This window comes from Tsuneonella troitsensis (genome assembly GCF_001441535.1).
GTDB classification, from domain to species: Bacteria; Pseudomonadota; Alphaproteobacteria; order Sphingomonadales; family Sphingomonadaceae; genus Tsuneonella; species Tsuneonella troitsensis.
Window position 1 is genome coordinate 14,933 of record NZ_LMAU01000006.1, and the last position, 16,730, is coordinate 31,662.

General features: G+C 66.7%; 13 protein-coding genes. 3 read left to right on the forward strand and 10 right to left on the reverse strand.

From position 1 onward, the window contains the following. The first annotated feature begins 23 nt into the window (after window positions 1-23). Window positions 24-1,553 (forward strand): MFS transporter, encoded by a 1,530-nt coding sequence (locus AR323_RS12565; RefSeq protein ID WP_235510627.1) that lies wholly within the window; start codon window positions 24-26, stop codon window positions 1,551-1,553. Beyond that, window positions 1,550-2,569: a serine hydrolase domain-containing protein gene (locus AR323_RS12570; RefSeq protein WP_057884337.1), complete on the forward strand. Its 1,020-nt coding sequence runs from the start codon at window positions 1,550-1,552 to the stop codon at window positions 2,567-2,569. Before AR323_RS12565 ends, AR323_RS12570 begins: the two co-directional genes overlap by 4 nt. On the opposite strand, the gene dacB is transcribed toward AR323_RS12570, so the two are convergent. Next, window positions 2,562-4,010, reverse strand: a complete 1,449-nt coding sequence (gene dacB, locus AR323_RS12575) for a D-alanyl-D-alanine carboxypeptidase/D-alanyl-D-alanine endopeptidase (protein ID WP_057884338.1) — start codon at window positions 4,008-4,010, stop codon at window positions 2,562-2,564. The genes AR323_RS12570 and dacB overlap by 8 nt on opposite strands. A 135-nt stretch (window positions 4,011-4,145) precedes the next feature. On the opposite strand from dacB, the gene AR323_RS12580 reads away from it, so the two are divergent. Beyond that, the gene (locus AR323_RS12580) at window positions 4,146-6,008 is read left to right on the forward strand and encodes an amidohydrolase family protein (RefSeq protein WP_057884339.1); all 1,863 of its coding nucleotides are present in this window, start codon (window positions 4,146-4,148) and stop codon (window positions 6,006-6,008) included. On the opposite strand, the gene AR323_RS12585 is transcribed toward AR323_RS12580, so the two are convergent. From AR323_RS12585 to AR323_RS12625, 9 genes are all read right to left on the reverse strand, one after another. Then, window positions 6,005-7,555 (reverse strand): N-acyl-D-amino-acid deacylase family protein, encoded by a 1,551-nt coding sequence (locus tag AR323_RS12585; protein WP_235510628.1) that lies wholly within the window; start codon window positions 7,553-7,555, stop codon window positions 6,005-6,007. The genes AR323_RS12580 and AR323_RS12585 overlap by 4 nt on opposite strands. After that, window positions 7,552-8,535, reverse strand: a complete 984-nt coding sequence (dgcA, locus tag AR323_RS12590; protein ID WP_057884340.1) for an N-acetyl-D-Glu racemase DgcA — start codon at window positions 8,533-8,535, stop codon at window positions 7,552-7,554. The genes AR323_RS12585 and dgcA overlap by 4 nt, the downstream gene beginning before the upstream one ends. Then, complete coding sequence (dgcN, locus tag AR323_RS12595) at window positions 8,493-9,530, reverse strand: N-acetyltransferase DgcN (protein ID WP_057884341.1); 1,038 nt, start codon at window positions 9,528-9,530, stop codon at window positions 8,493-8,495. Before dgcN ends, dgcA begins: the two co-directional genes overlap by 43 nt. Window positions 9,531-9,598: 68 nt before the next feature. Next, on the reverse strand, window positions 9,599-10,495 hold the full coding sequence (locus tag AR323_RS12600; protein ID WP_057884342.1) for a LysR family transcriptional regulator: 897 nt from the start codon (window positions 10,493-10,495) through the stop codon (window positions 9,599-9,601). Between the two features lie 101 nt (window positions 10,496-10,596). Next, window positions 10,597-11,652: an ABC transporter ATP-binding protein gene (locus AR323_RS12605; protein WP_083495429.1), complete on the reverse strand. Its 1,056-nt coding sequence runs from the start codon at window positions 11,650-11,652 to the stop codon at window positions 10,597-10,599. Beyond that, window positions 11,649-12,701, reverse strand: coding sequence for an ABC transporter ATP-binding protein (locus tag AR323_RS12610; protein WP_083495430.1), 1,053 nt, complete (start codon window positions 12,699-12,701; stop codon window positions 11,649-11,651). The genes AR323_RS12605 and AR323_RS12610 overlap by 4 nt, the downstream gene beginning before the upstream one ends. Window positions 12,702-12,706: 5 nt before the next feature. Further along, on the reverse strand, window positions 12,707-13,645 hold the full coding sequence (locus AR323_RS12615; protein ID WP_200956714.1) for an ABC transporter permease: 939 nt from the start codon (window positions 13,643-13,645) through the stop codon (window positions 12,707-12,709). After that, window positions 13,638-14,555 (reverse strand): ABC transporter permease, encoded by a 918-nt coding sequence (locus AR323_RS12620; RefSeq protein WP_057884343.1) that lies wholly within the window; start codon window positions 14,553-14,555, stop codon window positions 13,638-13,640. Before AR323_RS12620 ends, AR323_RS12615 begins: the two co-directional genes overlap by 8 nt. A 37-nt stretch (window positions 14,556-14,592) precedes the next feature. Continuing rightward, window positions 14,593-16,245: a peptide ABC transporter substrate-binding protein gene (locus tag AR323_RS12625; protein ID WP_200956715.1), complete on the reverse strand. Its 1,653-nt coding sequence runs from the start codon at window positions 16,243-16,245 to the stop codon at window positions 14,593-14,595. Between the last annotated feature and the right edge of the window lie 485 nt (window positions 16,246-16,730).

The window sequence follows — 16,730 nt, forward strand, 5'->3', positions numbered from 1 at the left end:
TTTACCTGTCCTAAGGTCCCGCGATGACCGCATCCGCCATGCCAGTGCCGGCTACCGGCGGAGGTTCCGCTTCGGTGCGCCGCATACAGGCGCTTTACCTGTTGCTGGGCTTTTCCGCCGGGTTGCCGTTCTACATGTTCAACGCGGTGCTGACCTTGCGGCTCGCGCAGCACGGCATCGACATCGCGATCGTCGGCTTTTTCGCATGGATCGCGCTGCTCCCGACGTTCAAGTTCCTGTGGGCTCCGCTGCTCGAGCGGTTCGACGTTCCGGGGTTCACGCGGTTCTGGGGCAGGCGGCGTGGCTGGCTGATGCTGGCACAGCTAGGCATCGTGACCTCGATGGTGGGGATGGCGGCGACCGCCGACGACTCCAGCCTGCCGCTAACCGCTCTGTTCGCGGTGACCCTGGCGTTCTGGACCACGACGCTGGAGATCGCCGCCGACGGTTGGCGGATCGAGCTTGCTCCGACGCAGGCGGAACAGGGACCGGTCGTGGCGGCGAACCTGTGGGGCTATCGCAGCGCGATGGTGGCCGCGGGCAGCGGCGCTGCTTTCATCGCCGCACGGGCCGATTGGGCGGCCGCCTATCTCGGGATTGCAGTGCTCGCGTTCCTGCCGTTTCCGATCCTTGCCGCGATGCGCCGCGAAGAGGGCGCGCGGGGAGGCCGAGCCGCTGCTCTGGGCGTCGGTCTTGCAGCGAGTGCGGCTATACTTATCGCGGCAACGGTCATCACCGCGGCAGTCGGCTGGACGGCCCTCAAAGCTGCGGCATCCCTCGGCATCGATTCCGGTTCCAACGTCACGCCGTGGGTGCTGGGTATCTGCATGCTACCGTTCGTCGCGATGGCCTTGGCCCTGCCGCGAATTCGCCGGATGGGACCCGATGCGCCGTGGAGGCGATCCGCGGCGATCGGACCGTATGTCGACATCTTCTGGCGCTTCGGCTTCGGCACCCTGGCCGTGCTTGCGTTCGTATCGCTGTACCGGGTCGGAGACGTACTGGCGCTGACGCTGTCGCATCCGATGTGGAATGCGCGCGGCTATTCGCTCGACCAGATCGGTTTCGCCAACGGCTTCGTGGCGCTTCCTGCGAGCATGGTGGGCGTGGCGCTGGGCGGATGGATGGCAGCCAAGTGGCCGCTGGGTCGAACGCTGGCGCTCGGGGCGGTTCTGGCGGCTATCGGCAACCTCATCTACGCCTGGCTCTGGTGGAGCGGACCCGAATCCTGGAAGCTTTACGCATCGGTAGCACTCGACCAGTTCGGTAACGGGTTCGCCGGAACGGTCTTCGTCGTCTACCTGTCGATGCTCGTGAACCCGCGTTTTCCTGCGGCGCAATATGCTTTCCTCTCGGGTTTCGCCTTCCTTCTGGCGCGTCTGCTGGCCGGCGCATCGGGGACGATGCAGAAGGCGATCGACTATGACGGGTTCTTCATCCTCAGCGCGGTCGCATCCATCGCGGCGATCGTGCTGATACCGGTCATCGTCCGCATCCGCGCGAGGCAGGCGGACGAGCGGGTGGTGACGCCCGAGAGCGTGTTCGGCGCATGATCGATGAGGTTGCCCGACGCGCGTTTGCACTGTCTGCCGAGGCGGTCCGGGGCGGTGCGATCCCTGGTGCTGCTTTGGGAGTGGTGACTGTAGCGGGCGAGCGTGCCGTGATTTTCGACGGTTTTGCGGCGATCGAGCCAGAGCGTGAGGCGTTGACGAGGGGGCACTGGTTCGACCTTGCCTCGCTGACCAAGGTCATCGCCACGACCACAATGATCCTCGAAATGTCGGAATTCGGCACTATCGAGCTCGATGAATTCATCACTTCAGCCATGCCGGACCTGCGCCAGTACGACGAAGTCGGCGCGGCCGAGCGCAGGCTGACATTTCGCGACTGCCTGGCGCATCGCACGCACCTGCCGGCGGTGTTTCCGATCTACACTTACGGCGACGATCCGGACCGGCTTCGTGCGTTCGTGTTGCAGCGGGAGTGGCCGAAGGGGCCGGCGGTCTATTCGGACCTCAATTTCATCCTGCTCGGCATCGCGATCGAGCGACTGACCGGGGCGAGCCTGCGCGATTGGCCGCTTAGGGAAGGGTTGTCGTACGGCCCGCCGCCCGGCCCCGCCGTAGCTACGGAACGCTGTTCGTGGCGAGGGCGGGTCATGCAGGGCGAGGTCCACGACGAGAACTGCTTCGCGATGGGCGGCGCGACGGGTCACGCGGGGCTTTTCGGCACCGTCGACGGCGTGCTCGACTTCGCGCAAGGGCTGCTCGACGGCACGGGAGCCAGCCCGTTCGTGCGCGGGGCGATCCGCGAGCGCCACGGGGAGGAGCGCACGTTGGGGTGGGAAGCGCGGTTTCGCGGATGGCAGGGCGGCGATGCGTGCTCGGACCAGACCATCGGCCACACCGGGTTCACCGGCACCGGGTTGTGGATCGATTTCGAACGCGGGCTGGCCTGGACCCTGCTGACCAACCGCGTCCATCCCACGCGGCACGTCGACAACGGGATCTTCGAATTGCGCCCGGCGACCGGCGACGCGGTGATCGCCGCGTTCGACGCGCTCAGTTAGCTGCCGCGATCGCGAGCAGGGCGCGGTCCATGAACTGGGTCGCGCGCACGGATTCGGGCACGTCGTTGGCGTAGATCGCAAACGTTAGCTCGCGCCCGCTGGCGGCGATCATGTATCCGGCAAGCGCGTTGGTGGCGTTGAGCGAACCGGTCTTGGCGAAGATGCGCTGGGCGAGCGCCGTCCCGGCAAAACGCCTGCCCAATGTGCCGTCGATCCCGCCGACGGGCAGGGTCTGCCGCCACTCGCCGCCCCACGGCTGAGCCGCGATCCAGCGCAGCAATCCCGCGGTCGCGCGGGGCGAAACCCGGTTGTAGGTCGACATGCCGGATCCGTCCGAAAGGGCGACCGCGCCGGGATCGACACCCGCCTGGACCAGCATCGCGGCAACCGCGGCCTGTCCGTCGCCGATCGAGCAGGTGCCGGAGATACAGCCCACACGCCGCAATAGCAGCTCCGAATAAAGGTTCTGGCTGACCTTGTTCACCGTCCGCAACGTCTCTCCGAGCGGGGGCGGCTGGAGGACTGCGAGCGAGGGGATGCCGGGCTTGCCGACGGGCGCGGTGTCGCCGCGCGTCTTGGGATCGTCGGTCGGCAGCATGGGCCGATGGCGGGAGAGCGCGTCGCCCGTCACCTTCACCCCGCGCGCGCGCAACATCTCGACAAGCCGCCACGCGGCGTAGTGAGCCGGGTCGTCGACGCCGAGCTTCAGCTCTTCAGGCTTGGCATCGGCCCCGATGGTCCCCGTCAGCAGCAGTTCGCGCCCGTTGGGAGCCCGGTCGTATCCTATCTCCGCCTTGTCGCCCGCCACCGTCGTCGCGAGGTTCCGCACTGTGTAATACGCGGGAAGCGTTACGATCGGCGGCGCGCCGACCGCGCCGGGCGCAACGCTCGCGGTGATCTCGTTGGCGTCGACCGTCAGCGCCGAAATCCCGGTGCCATAGCGCGTCGGGATGTTGTTCCAGCTCATCCCCGGGCTCCAGCGCTGATCGGGAAAGGCGGTGTCGTCGCCCACCACGTTGCGGACCCGGCGCGTTTTGGCGGCAACGGCATCGGCCAGGACGGACAGGCAATCGGTCGCGCAGTCCGCCGCCGCCGAAAGGTGGGCATCGCCGCGCCCTTCGAGGATCACGTCCTGCGCCTTGCCCTTGCCTTCGAGGCGCACCCTGGCGCCGGCCCCTTCGGGTTCCGGCAAAGCGCCTTGCGTTGCGGCGTGCATCGCTACCGCTGTCGTGAAGATCTTCGTGTTGGAAGCAGGGATGAAGCGCTTGTCGGGATCGACCGTCAGTACTTCGCGCCCATCCGCATCTGTCACGATCACGCCCCAGCGGGTGCCCGGTCCCGCTTCGGCAAGGATCGTCGCGACCTCGCGGTCGAGCGGCTCCTGCGCGGCGACGGGAGTGGAAGCGAGGGCGAGCGGGGCGAGGGCAAGGATCAGACGCATAGATGCGCGACGGTAATGGTCGCGGCATCGTTGGCAAGCATGCGCCATGCGATGGCTTGGCTTGGCCATAACCATCGAGCATTTCGGCGGATGCGGGGGTTGCCGCCCATCGCCGCGCCCGCCAGACTTCCGGCCATGAGCTGGGTCGAACGTTTTCGCATGAATGGTCTGCCGCGCTGGGCAGCTGCCGCCGCGCTGATCGCCGCACCGCTCGCTTCGGCCCACGGAGAGGACGACATGCTGATCGAAGGTGCGCGCGTGTTCGACGGCACCGGCGCGAAAGCGCGGGTCGCCGATGTGCTGGTAGCCGATGGACGGATCGTTGCGGTCGGTTCAGACCTCAGCGCGCCTGCAGGCACCGAGCGGATCGACGGGCGCGGCAAGACGCTGATCCCCGGCATGCACGACCTCCACACGCACACGCGGTCGCCGGCCTACAATGCGCCGGAGGACTTGCCGAAGGCCTGGGCCGGATACCTGGTCAACGGGGTCACGACGATCAACGACTTCTCGGTTTCCGGGGAGATGATCGGCCCGATCCGCGAGCTGGTGGGGCCGGGCAAGTTCTGGGCGCCGCACCTCAACCAGGCGATCCGCTTCGGCGTGCCCGGCGGGCATGGGACCGAATACGGCTGGGGCAGCTTCTTCACGATGCCCACCACCACCGCGCGCGCCGCCAAGTTCCTGATGCCGCGGGCGCTGTCGTACGATCCCGACGTGATCAAGGTGTTCGCCGACGGGTGGCGCTATGGCCGCGATCCCGACGTGATGTCGATGAACGAGAATACCCTGTCGGCGATCGTCGAGGATGCGCACGCCGGCGGCAAGCCGGTCATCACGCACACGGTCACGCTCGAGGGGGCGAAGGTCGCCGCCGCTGCCGGGGTCGATGCGGTCGGTCATGGCGTAGGCGATGCGCTGATCGACGACGAACTGATCCGCCTGATGCGCAGCAAGGGCACGTCCTACATCGCGACGCTGGTGGTGTACGAACCACAGGAAGAACGCGCGTTGAGCGCCGCCGAAATCGCCGTGCTCAGTACCGGCGAACGCGCGGACGAGCCCCGGCGGCGCGGCGGCACTATCGGCGAATACGATGCCCGGCGCTGGAAGATCATGCGCGAGAACATCGGCCGCTTGCGGAAGGCGCGCATTCCCATCGGCATCGGCTCGGACGCGGGGATTGGCGGGGTCTATCACGGCCACGGCGCCCTGCGCGAAGTGTGGTGGCTGGCGCAGCTCGGCCTGACGCCCGCCGAGGCGCTGGTATCCGCCACACGCGTAAGCGCGGAGATCATGAACCTGGAGGGCGACCGCGGGACGATCGCGCCGGGCAAGCGTGCCGACCTGGTCCTCGTCGATGGCGAGCCGGACCGCGATATCGACGACCTGTTCCGCATCGCGCGCGTCTGGCAGTCCGGCCGGGAAGTGCCGCTGGCCGAGCTGCGTGCGTTTCGGGATGGAGCCGAAACGACGGCGCTTCCGGCGGAGAAGATGGCCGGGCCGGTCCTCAGCCAGTCGCGCAAGGACGGGCGGACCGATCTCGATACCTTGCCGGTCGCAACTACCGATCCGGGCATCGACCATTCGCACCTGATCGCGGTGGACAAGCCGGGCGGCAAGCCGGTGTTCCTGGCGGCGCAGATGGGCGCATCGCCGAGACCCTATGTCCAGTGGGTCCTGCCGCTGACGCGCGGCCCGATCAACGTGGCCGACGCCAGCGACTTCGCCGGGGTCGAGCTAGTGGTGAAGGGCGGGGGCGAATACCGGCTGGTGATCGAAAGCTACGGGCTGCATGGAAGCGACTGGTTCGCGGCGGCGTTTTCACCTGCGGACGAAGCGGCGGCCCTCCGCCTGCCGTTCGCGGCATTCCGCAGCGCCGATGCGGAAGCCGTGCTGGACCTGACGCAATTGCGCGCGTTGCGCGTGCACCTGTCCGGCGCGACCGGGGGGACCGCCTCGCTCGAGGTCGAGACGATCCGGTTCTATCGCGACTAGGGCGAGCAGGACCCCGGGGGAGGGGTGTGCCGCAGCGCCTTGCCCGCGGCTTCTCCGCTCGGCGCTCCATCGGCCACCGCGACCCTGCCGTTGACGATGACCGCGCGCATCCCGGTCGCGGTCAGTTCGGGCTGCTCGTAAGTCGCGCGCGCGGCGAACGTATCGGGGTCGAACACCGCGATGTCGGCGAACGAGCCCACCGACAGGCGGCCGCGATCGCGGAAACCGAAAAAGTCGGCGGTGATCGCGGTGCTCCGGTCGATGAATTCGCGCAGGGAGAGGACCTGCCGTTCCTTCACATAGACCGCGTATTTGCGGGCGAAGCTGCCGAACGAGCGCGGGTGTCCGGCCGAAGCGTCGGACCCCGTCATCGTCCACGGCTGGCGCATGAAGGCGGCGATGTCGGCTTCGGCCATGTTGAAGCTGACGACCGACACGTCGCCCGACCGGATCACCGACAAAGCCGCCGAAACGGGATCGGTGCCGGTATCGTCGGCGATCTGCTGGAGGCGCTTGCCTTTCCAGCGCCCCTCGGCGACCAGCAGGCTGCCGGCTCCGCCGCGGCGCCGGAGATTCTCGGTCATCCCCTCGCGCACACGCGGATCGTCTAGCCGGGCCAGCATGGCGGGACGACCGCCGTCGAGCGCCCAGAGCGGCATGAGCGAGGCGACCATGCTCGTCCCGCTGGCCTCCCACGGATACTGGCTGGCGGTGACGTCCAGCCCTTCGGCCCGCGCGGCTTCGATCCTGGCGATGATCGCGGGCGCGGATCCATGAAGGTCGACGCCGAGCGCCTTGATATGCGAGATCTGGACCGGGATCTGCGCCGATCGGGCGATGGCGATCGCTTCGTCGACTGCTGCAGCAAGGCCGACGGTGTAGTTCGCCTCGTCGCGCAGGTGGGTGTCGTAGACGCCGTTCATGCCCCCGGCGACCCGCGCGAGTTCGACGACCTCGTCGGTCTCGGCAAAGCTCTGCGGGGCATAGAACAGCCCGGTAGAAAGACCGATCGCACCTTCGCACATGGCATCGCGAACGAGCGTTCGTTGCTGCGATAGTTCGTAGTCGGTGGGCGGGCGGCGATCGTTTCCGATGGCTTCCTTGCGAACCGAGCCGAAGCCCACGAACGTCGCGAAATTGATCCCGACCGGCTTGGTCTCGACGCCGTCGAGGATCGGCTTGACCCTGGTCGCTCCGTTGCCGTCGTTGCCGATGAAGGCGGTGGTGACGCCCTGCAGCAGGAACGGCTCGACAAGGCGCCGCCGGGGGTCGTCGCTCGTCAGCCAGCCATCCATGTGGGTGTGCGGATCGATGAAGCCGGGACTGACGATCATCCCGTGCGCATCGATCGTCCGGGTCGCGGCAACCTGGAGGGCCGGTCCGACTGCGACGATCCGCTCGCCCCGGATGGCGACGTCGCCCACGAATGGTTCGCCGTTGCCGGGATAGATCGTGCCCCCGGCGATCAGCAGGTCGGCTTCGACGGGGGTCAAGGTGGTGCACGAAGACAGCAAGGCCGTGCACAACAGCAGCGAGATATGCCTCAACCCCAGAAACCCTCTGCCGGCGGGTGCATGATGCCGCCGCTTTCGCGAACCCCGCCGGGCCGGTCCTCGGCCAGCCACAACGGTCCGTCAAGGTCGGCCCAGTCGGCCATGCGCGCGATGTGAAGCGCGGGCGCGATGCCGAGTGAGGAGCAGACCATGCAGCCGCTCATCAACCCCAGGCCGCGTTCGCGGGCGGCGCGGGCGAGATCGAGCGCGGCGGTGAGCCCGCCGGTCTTGTCGAGCTTCACGTTGATGGCCTGATACCGCGCGGCCACATCGCCGAGGTCGGCGACCGTGTGCACCGACTCGTCGGCGCAGATCGGAACGGGTCCGGTGAAGTCGGCGAGCCAGCCGTCTTGCTCGGCGGGACAGGGCTGTTCGAGCACGGCGACGCGGCATTCGGCGAGCACCGGCATCGCGGAGCGGACCAGCGCCTCGTCCCAGCTTTCGTTCGGATCGACGATCAGCGCGGCATCCGGCGCGGCGGCGCGAACCGCGCGGATCATCGCCAGCGGCTCGGACGCGTCGACCTTGACCTTGATGAGGGGCGCATCGGCGATGGCGGCCGCGGCCTGCGCCATTGCTTCGGGCGTGTCGATCACCACCGTCAGCGCGGTCGGTAGTGCGGTTGGGGCGGGGGCGCCGATCAGCGACGCGACGCTGCGGCGCGCGGTCTTCGCCTCGAGGTCCCACAAAGCGCAATCGACCGCGTTGCGAGCCGCCCCGGCGCGCATCAGCGAAAGCAACTGGATGCGATCTGCCCCGGCCTCGACCGCGGATCGCGCCGCTTCGATTTCGGCGAGCGAGCTGTCCACCGTTTCGCCGTAGCGGGCATAGGGCACGCCTTCGCCCCGGCCGATATGCCCTCCCGCCGATATCTCGACCGTCACCACCTCTGCCGCGGTTCGGACGCCGCGCGAGATGCGGAACGGTCGGCTCAGCGCGAAGCGATCGGCGCGGGCTTCGACGGTGCGTGACATAGCAGGTTGTCGATGATCGCCTCGACCCCGAAGCGATGGGGATCGGTGCACGGAAGGCCGAGCAGATGCCCCGCTTCTCCGCACAGGCGCCGCGCTTCGTCTTGCGCGAAGCTGGAAGTGTTGAGGCATACCCCCGCGGCGCGCACGCCGGGACTGGTGAGCCGCGCCACCTGGAGGTTAGCGGCAAGGCACTCGGCCAGCCCCGGCATCGGGCGCTCGGGCAAGCCCCTGATGCCCTCGCGCGCGGGGTCGTGGCACAGTACCAGCGCTTCCGCCTGTGCGCCGTGGAGCAGACCGGTCGACACCCCGGCGAACGAGGGGTGGAACAGCGAACCCTGTCCCTCGACCACATCCCAGCCGTCGTCGGTGCGCGCGGGCGTGAGGTATTCGATGGCGCCCGAGATGAAGTCCGCGACCACTGCATCGAGCGGCACACCGCCGCCGGCGATCAGGATGCCGGTCTGGCCGGTAGCGCGGAAGTCCGCCGTCTCGCCGCGCGAAGTCAACCCGTCGACCAGCGCGAGCGAGGCGTACATCTTGCCCACCGAGCAGTCGGTTCCCACGGTAAGCACGCGGCGTCCGGCGCGCGGCCGCCCGGTGCCGACCGGGAGATCGGCCGGCGGATCGCGCACGTCGAACAGCGCCAGGCCCTTCGAATTGGCCAGCGCGACCAGTTCCGGCACCGCGTTCAGCCGGTGATGAAGGCCGGAGGCGACGTTGAGCCCCGCCTCGAGCGCCGCGCGCGCATCGGCGATGAGCGCCGCATCCATGATGCCGCCGGCGTTGGCGATGCCGAGCACGAGTGTCCGCGCCCCCGCCGCAGCACCTTCGGGAATCGTCATGCGCGGCAGGCCCAGCGTCAGCGGGCAGTCGTCGTGCCGGAATTCGCCCAGGCAGTCGGCACGCCGGAACTCGGCCAGGCCGCGCGACGTCTTGATCCCGACCGGGTCGGTCGTGTGGCCCAGATAGAGCAGGAAGGGCGAGGGAATGTTCACCCGCGCACGCTAGCTCCCTAACGGGGCTACGCCCGCATATGGCCGTGGCGGCGGGGCATAAACACCGGTTATGCCGGGCGCGACAGGGCGTCGATCGTGCGGGCCAGCGCCTTGAGGAAATCGGTCGTCAACGCGGTCGGCGGGCGTTCGAGCAGGTACATCGCGTTGATGTCGAACGTGAGGCGCGATTTCAGCGGACGCATTGCCAGCCCGGCGACGAGCGACGCGCGCGCGGTCAGGTTATCCACCACGGTCATGCCCACGCCCAGGCGGACGAGCGCAGTGGCAATGTGGAAGGTGCGCGCCGAAACGACCTCGTTCAATTCGACGCCGAGCCGTTCGGCCTCGTTCGAGAAGATCGTGCCCACGGGGCCGCTGCCGGCGAGGCTGACGAGCGGGCGGCCCGCGAGCTCTTCCAGTCCGATCCGCGAAGGGGCATCGGGCATGTCTTCCTCGCGGTAGAGCACCACCAGCTCGCCCGCGCCGAGCCAGACCTTGCCCAGCGGCGCGCCCTGGGGCACCTCGTAAGCGACGACGACGTCCGTCTCGCGCTCGTAGAGTTTCCGCAGCAGGTCGGCGTGGTGAACCGTCTGCAGATCGAACCGCGTGTCCTTGTGCTTGCGCATGAACTGCGCGACCGTGACCGGCAGGGCATCGAGCGCGATCGAGGGAAGGGCGGATACGCGCAGCAGCGATCCGGCGCCCCGCTTCAGGTTGCGACTGGCTTCGCGCAGCGCATAGACGCGCTCCTGGATCTCCGACACCTCGGCGAACAGGGTATGCGCGTCCTCGGTCGGGACCAGCCGGCCCCCGGTGCGATCGAACAGCGGAAAACCCAGCAGCGATTCGGCATGGCGCAGGACCTTTGACACCGAAGGCTGCGACACGTTCAGCATCCGCGCCGCGGCGCTGACCGAGCCGTTGACGTACACCGCATGGAAGACTTCGATATGGCGCAGGTTCATGGCGCCGGACGATGGCCCACACATGGCGCCGGGCCAAGCATCAATCTCCCGGTATCGTCAGTTGTACGATGAACGCCCGCGCCGCAGAGGCGCGCAGGCGATCAGGCGGGTTCGACGGCCTTCACGCGCTCGGACACGCAGAACGGACAGGCCGCGACCCAGTGATTGGGCAGCACCTCCTCGAACGGCGGTTCGACCTGCTTCATCCGGTCGTCGTGCGGCACGGGGCTGCGCGGCCAGAAATTACATCCGCTGGGCGGATCGAGCGGCGAGGGCGGGTCCCCGCTCAGCACGATGCGCTCGCGTGCGCGCTCCGCCCGCGGATTGGGCTCCGGAATCGCGCTCATCAGCGCCTTCGTATAGAGATGCAGCGGATGATCGATGATGTCCTCGGCGCTGCCGAGTTCGATGATCCGGCCAAGATACATCACCGCGATCCGGTCCGAGATGTAGCGCACCACCGAAAGGTCGTGCGAAATGAAGATCATCGTCAGGCCTAACTCGCGAACCAGGCGCTTCAGCAGGTTGAGGATCTGCGACTGGATCGACACGTCGAGCGCCGACACCGGCTCGTCCGCGATGATCAGCTTGGGTTCGGGCGCAAGAGCGCGGGCGATCGCCACGCGCTGCCGCTGGCCGCCGGAAAATTCGTGCGGATAGCGCTTCATGTGCGCGGGATTGAGACCGACCGTGCGCAGCAGTTCGGCAACGCGTCTTCGCAGCGCGTCGCCCTTGAGGTCCGGATGCCGGGTGCGCACGGCTTCGGCCAAGGTATCGAGGACCGTCATGCGCGGGTTGAGCGACGCGTAGGGATCCTGGAAGATCATCTGGAAGTCGATGCGCTCGCGCCGGACCTCCGCATCGTTCATCGCGGTGAGTTCGTGGCCCTTGAACCAGACGCGTCCGGATGTCGGCCGGATGAGCTGGATGATCGTGCGACTGAGCGTCGACTTGCCGCAGCCGGATTCGCCCACGAGGCCGAGGATTTCGCCCTCTTTGACCGCCAGCGAGACGCCGTCGACCGCCTTGACCACGCCCTTGCTTTCGCGCGACAGGAAGTTGCGCCCGAGATCGAAATGGGTGTGCACGTCGTCGAGAACCAGCAGGTCCTCTCGCGGATCGCCGACAACGGCCAAGCTGCCTTCCGCGCCGCTCATCGGGCGGTCTCCACTTCGACCGGCAGCGGATCTACGATCGCCTCGTCGGCCTTGGCGAGCACGCTTTCGATCGGTGCGCTGCTGTCGCAGTACCCGCAGGCCGCCCAGCAATGCCCTTCGCCAAGATCGACGAGATCGGGGCGCTCGCCCATCGGGTCGCGATTCTTGGGGTAGGGGCAGCGCGGGAAGAACGCGCATCCGGTCGCCGGCTTGGACGCGTCAGGCGGAAGGCCGGGAATGGTGTAGAGTTCCTGTCCCTTGGTCTGCAGCGACGGGATCGTCTTCTGCAGGGCGCGGGTATAGGGGTGGCGCGGCGCGTAAAAGATCTGCTCGGCCGTGCCGCTCTCCATCTCCTGCCCGCCGTACATCACCAGCACCCGGTCGCAGGTGCCTGCGACCACGCCGAGGTCGTGCGTGACGAGGATGACCGCGGTGCCCAGGTCGTTCTGGCGCTGCTTGATGATGTCGAGGATCTGCGCCTGCACCGTCACATCGAGCGCGGTGGTCGGCTCGTCCGCGATCAGCAGGTCGGGCTCTGTGATGAGAGCCATCGCGATCATCACGCGCTGGCGCATGCCGCCCGAAAACTCGTGCGGATAGCCCGTCACGCGCTTGCTTGCCTCGGGAATGCCGACTTCCTCGAGCGCGGCAGTGGCCTTTTTCAGGGCGTCCTTGTTCGAGATGTCCTGGTGCGTCTGGAGCGCTTCGATCAACTGCGTCGAAATCCGCAGGAACGGATTGAGCGACGTCATCGGATCCTGAAAGATCATCGAGATGCGCCTGCCCCGGATGCGGCGCAGCTCAGCCGGGCTCATCTGCAGCAGGTCCTGCCCGTCGAACATCGCGGTACCGCGCTCGATCCGGCCGGGCGGTTCGGGGATCAGGCGCAGGAGCGAGTAGCAGGTCACCGACTTGCCGGAACCGGATTCGCCCACGATCCCCAGCGTCTCCCCGCGGTCGAGGTGGAAGCTCACCCCGTCCACCGCGCGCACGACGCCGTCGCGGGTGTGGAAGTGGGTCGTCAGGTCATTCACATCGAGCAAAGGCATCGCAATCAATCCTTCGCGCTCTTGGGATCGAGCGCGTCGCGCAGGCCGTCACCGATGAAGTTGAGGCAGAACAGCGTGGTGGCGAAGAACGCCGCGGGCCAGATCAGCAGCCACGGATAGATTTCCATGTTCTGCTGCCCTTCGTTGATCAGCACGCCCCACGAAGCGTCCGGCGGCTGCACGCCGAGGCCGAGGAAGCTGAGGAACGCCTCGAGCAGCATGACCGCAGGCACCGTCAGCGTGGCGATCACGATCACCGGGCCGAGCACGTTGGGGATCAGGTGGCGCAGGATGATCCGGCGATGCGAGTAGCCCAATGAAACGGCGGCCTCGACGAATTCCTGCTTCTTCAGGCCGATCACGCCGGACCGGACGATACGAGCCATCGACAGCCACTCGACCGCACCGATGGCGACGAACATGAGCCACAGCGAGCGGCCGAACGCCACCATCAGCAGGATGACGAAGATCGTGAAGGGGATGGCGTAGAGCAGGTCGACAAAACGCATCATCGCCGAATCCGTCCGCCCGCCGACATAGCCCGCGGTCGCGCCGTAGATCACCCCGATCGACAGCGCGACGAGCGTCGCCACGAGGCCGACGAGCAGCGAGATGCGGCCGCCGTACATGACGCGGACCATCAGGTCGCGCCCCAGCGTGTCGGTCCCGAACCAGTGCTGCGCCGACGGGCCGGTCGCGCCCAGGAACAGGTCCTGCGTGTTCGCTTCCCACGGAGAGATCCACGGTCCGACGATGCAGAACAGGACGATGAATATGAAGGTGAACAGGCTGCCGACCGCAAGGCGGTTCTTGCGGAGCCGCGACCAGGCGTCCTTCCACAGCGAGGAACCCTCGACCAGGGCCTCGTCGGCGATCTCGGCCGCGCTGATCGGCGGGGGCATCGGCTCGGAACCGAGGACGGCGGCTTCGGAACGATCAGTCATACTTGAGCCGCGGGTTGAGGGCGACCTGCGCGATGTCGACCAGCAGGTTCATGATCACGATCAGCGTCGCGAACAGCACGGTGAGGCCGAGGACGAGGAAATCGTCGCGGTTGAGCGCCGCGCGCACGAACCATTGGCCGAGGCCGGGAACCTGGAAGATCGTCTCGACCACGAACGAGCCCGAGATGATGCCCGCGAGCGCAGGGCCGAGGAACGTGATCGCCGGGATCAGCCCGCCCTTGAGGCAGTGCTTGAGGACGATCGTCGTTTCCGGAACGCCTTTGGCGCGCGCGGTGCGGACGAAGTCCTGGTTGAGCATCTCGAGCATCCCGCCGCGCGTCAGGCGGGCGAAGTATGCCGCGTAATAGAGGCCCAGCGTGGCGGTCGGCAGGATCCAGAATTCAGGACCGAACCAGCCGCCGACCGGAAGCCAGTTCAGGATCAGGCCGAACAGGAGCGCCAGCAGCGGACCCATCACGAAAGTCGGCAGGCAGATGCCGGCCATCGACACCGACATCGGGATGTAATCGAGCCAGGTGTTGCGCTTCACCGCCGCGAGGATCCCCGCCGGGATGCCGATCCCGAGCGCGACCAGCAGCGCGAGCGAGCCGAGCAGGAGCGACACAGGAAAGGACTCGGCGATGATCTGCGTCACCGTCCGGTTGGCATAGACCGCGGACGGGCCGAATTCGCCCTGCAGGACATTGGTGAGCGAGGTGAAGAACCGCTCGCTGGTCGGCTTGTCGTAGCCATAGAACGCCTCGATCTGGGCGAGGATTTCCGGAGCGATCGCGCGTTCGGTGCTAAACGGGCTGCCCGGGGTCGCAGCGACCAGGAAGAAGGTCACGGCATAGATCGCCAGCAGGACGAGGATACCCTGCAGAAGCCGCGCGATGACGAATTTCAACATGATGCCACCAACGGGCCTGCGCTCAATCGCATCGGGATCACTTTCCGGCTTCTGATGCGTCGGGCTCGAGCCAGACGTGCTTGTATGGATGATTGTCGAGCAGCTTGGGGTACCAACCCTTCACCTTCGTATCGAGCAGGTACACGCGGGTGTACCAGTAGATCGGTACGATCGGCATCTCGTTGAGGAGGACTTCCTCCGCGTCGTGCATCAGGCGCACGCGCTCTTCCTCGCTGCCGGCCCGCCGCGCCGCCTCGATCAGCGCGTCGTAGCGGGCACTGCTCCAGCCGGTGTCGTTGTTGCCGTTGCCGGTCGTGAACATGTCGACGAAGGTCGAGGGGTGGGCGTAGTCGGCGATCCAGCCAGAGCGCGAGAGGTCGAAGTTCAGGCTCGACTGGTTGTCGAGATAGACCTTCCATTCCTGGTTGTAGATGCCGATCTCAATGCCCAGTTCGCGCCGCCACAGCTCCTGCACCGCTTCGGCCACCTTGCGGTGGGCTTCGCTGGTGTTGATCATGATCTCGGTCTTGGGAAAGCCCTTGCCGCCCGGATAGCCGGCCTCGGCCAGAAGGCGTCGCGCCTCGTCGGGGCGGAAGGACACCGCAGTCGACGCCTCGTACCCGGGAATGCCCGTCGGAACGTAGCCGGTTGCCGGGGCCTGACCGCCCTTGGTGACCTTCTCGACCAGCAGCTTCTTGTCGAGAGATAGCGCAAGCGCGCGGCGTACCCGCGGATCGTTAAACGGCTTGCGGGTCACGTTGATGCGATAGAAGTACGTGCCCAGATACGGATCGTTGCGCAGCTGTTCGGGCATCTTTTCCGCGAAGACGGGAATCTTGTCCGGGAACACCTGGTTCGTGATGTGCAACCGATCGTTGCGGAACATCGTCTCTTCCGCATTGATGTTGTCGATCGGGAAGAAGCGGATGCCGTTCAGCTTGACCGTCTTGGCATCCCAGTAATCGGGATTGCGTTCGACCTCGATCACCTGGTTGGTGACCCACTGCTTCAGGCGGAAGGGGCCGTTGCCGACGTAGTTGTCGAACGTGGACCAGCCGCTCTGCCGGTCGGTCATGCCGCCGTGCTCTTCCACCGCGCGCGGATTGACCGGGAAAAAGCTGTAATGCTGCAGCATGAGGGGAAAATACGAGGTCGAACCGCCCAGCGTGACCTGCAGCGTCTTGTCGTCGAGTGCCTTCACGCCGACCTGCGAGAAGTCCTTGAGACCGCCGGTGTTGAACGCCTCGGCGTTCTTGATGACGTAGAGCATCGGCGCATATTCCGCGCCGAGCTCGGGGCTGAGGATGCGCTGCCAGCTATAGACGAAATCCTGCGCTCGCACCGGATCGCCGTTGGTCCACTTCGCGTCGCGCAGGTAGAACGTCCACACGGTGAAGTCGGCATTGGATTCCCACCGCTCGGCCATGCCGGGCGAGGATTCCAGGTCGCTCGTCGGGTGATAGGAAACCAGCCCTTCGACCAGTGCTGAAATGATCTTGTTTTCGGGCACGCCGGTCACGAGGTGCGGGTCGATCCCCTTCGGCTCCGACCCGTTGCCGAACAGCAGGATCCCGTCGCGCGCCGCCCGCTGTGTTTCGCGCTCGCCCGAGCCGCAGGCCGTCAGCGAGCCGATCATTGCGAACGCGAACAGGAAGCGGACGATGTAGGAGGAAAAGGGGATTGATCTCACTCCACAGCTAGCTTGAGCGCCAAGCCAACTTGCGCAAACGAAAGATGTTCCTCGCGGAAAATTCGCTCTCCGCAGCCGATGGCGCGCGGCCTACAAGACTGACGGTTGTTATGCAAACCGGGCACCTGTCGACAATTTGCGGCCTCCTTGCGGAACGTCTGAGTTAACGGTCTGCTGACAGGGGCGAGTCGAACCGTAGATGAACGAATTGTCGCAGATGTTCGGCGCACACCTTCACAAGAAGGGGCGACTTCGGGGCCAGTCCCGCGCGAAGATGGTGGGCGCGACAGGGATTGAACCTGTGACCCCACCCGTGTGAAGGGTAGCTTCCCGACGAACGCAGGCGAACGCTCGCGACCTTTGCGCGCCAGTAAAGCACGAAAATCCTTTGCGATTTGGCCATTCCGAGAGAGAAGGAGCGAACGAAGGCGACCGAACGCGAACGCTGAAAAACTCGCAAAAAGGTCGCTAGAAGGTTCCTTTTG

Excerpts from the sequence above, each read along its gene's own strand:
- dacB (WP_057884338.1), bottom strand. The coding sequence starts at position 4,010 with ATGCGTCTGATCCTTGCCCTCGCCCCGCTCGCCCTCGCTTCCACTCCC.
- dgcA (WP_057884340.1), bottom strand. The coding sequence starts at position 8,535 with ATGTCACGCACCGTCGAAGCCCGCGCCGATCGCTTCGCGCTGAGCCGA.
- AR323_RS12580 (WP_057884339.1), top strand. The coding sequence starts at position 4,146 with ATGAGCTGGGTCGAACGTTTTCGCATGAATGGTCTGCCGCGCTGGGCA.
- AR323_RS12600 (WP_057884342.1), bottom strand. The coding sequence starts at position 10,495 with ATGAACCTGCGCCATATCGAAGTCTTCCATGCGGTGTACGTCAACGGC.
- AR323_RS12605 (WP_083495429.1), bottom strand. The coding sequence starts at position 11,652 with ATGAGCGGCGCGGAAGGCAGCTTGGCCGTTGTCGGCGATCCGCGAGAG.
- AR323_RS12610 (WP_083495430.1), bottom strand. The coding sequence starts at position 12,701 with ATGCCTTTGCTCGATGTGAATGACCTGACGACCCACTTCCACACCCGC.
- AR323_RS12620 (WP_057884343.1), bottom strand. The coding sequence starts at position 14,555 with ATGTTGAAATTCGTCATCGCGCGGCTTCTGCAGGGTATCCTCGTCCTG.
- AR323_RS12615 (WP_200956714.1), bottom strand. The coding sequence starts at position 13,645 with ATGACTGATCGTTCCGAAGCCGCCGTCCTCGGTTCCGAGCCGATGCCC.
- AR323_RS12565 (WP_235510627.1), top strand. The coding sequence starts at position 24 with ATGACCGCATCCGCCATGCCAGTGCCGGCTACCGGCGGAGGTTCCGCT.
- AR323_RS12570 (WP_057884337.1), top strand. The coding sequence starts at position 1,550 with ATGATCGATGAGGTTGCCCGACGCGCGTTTGCACTGTCTGCCGAGGCG.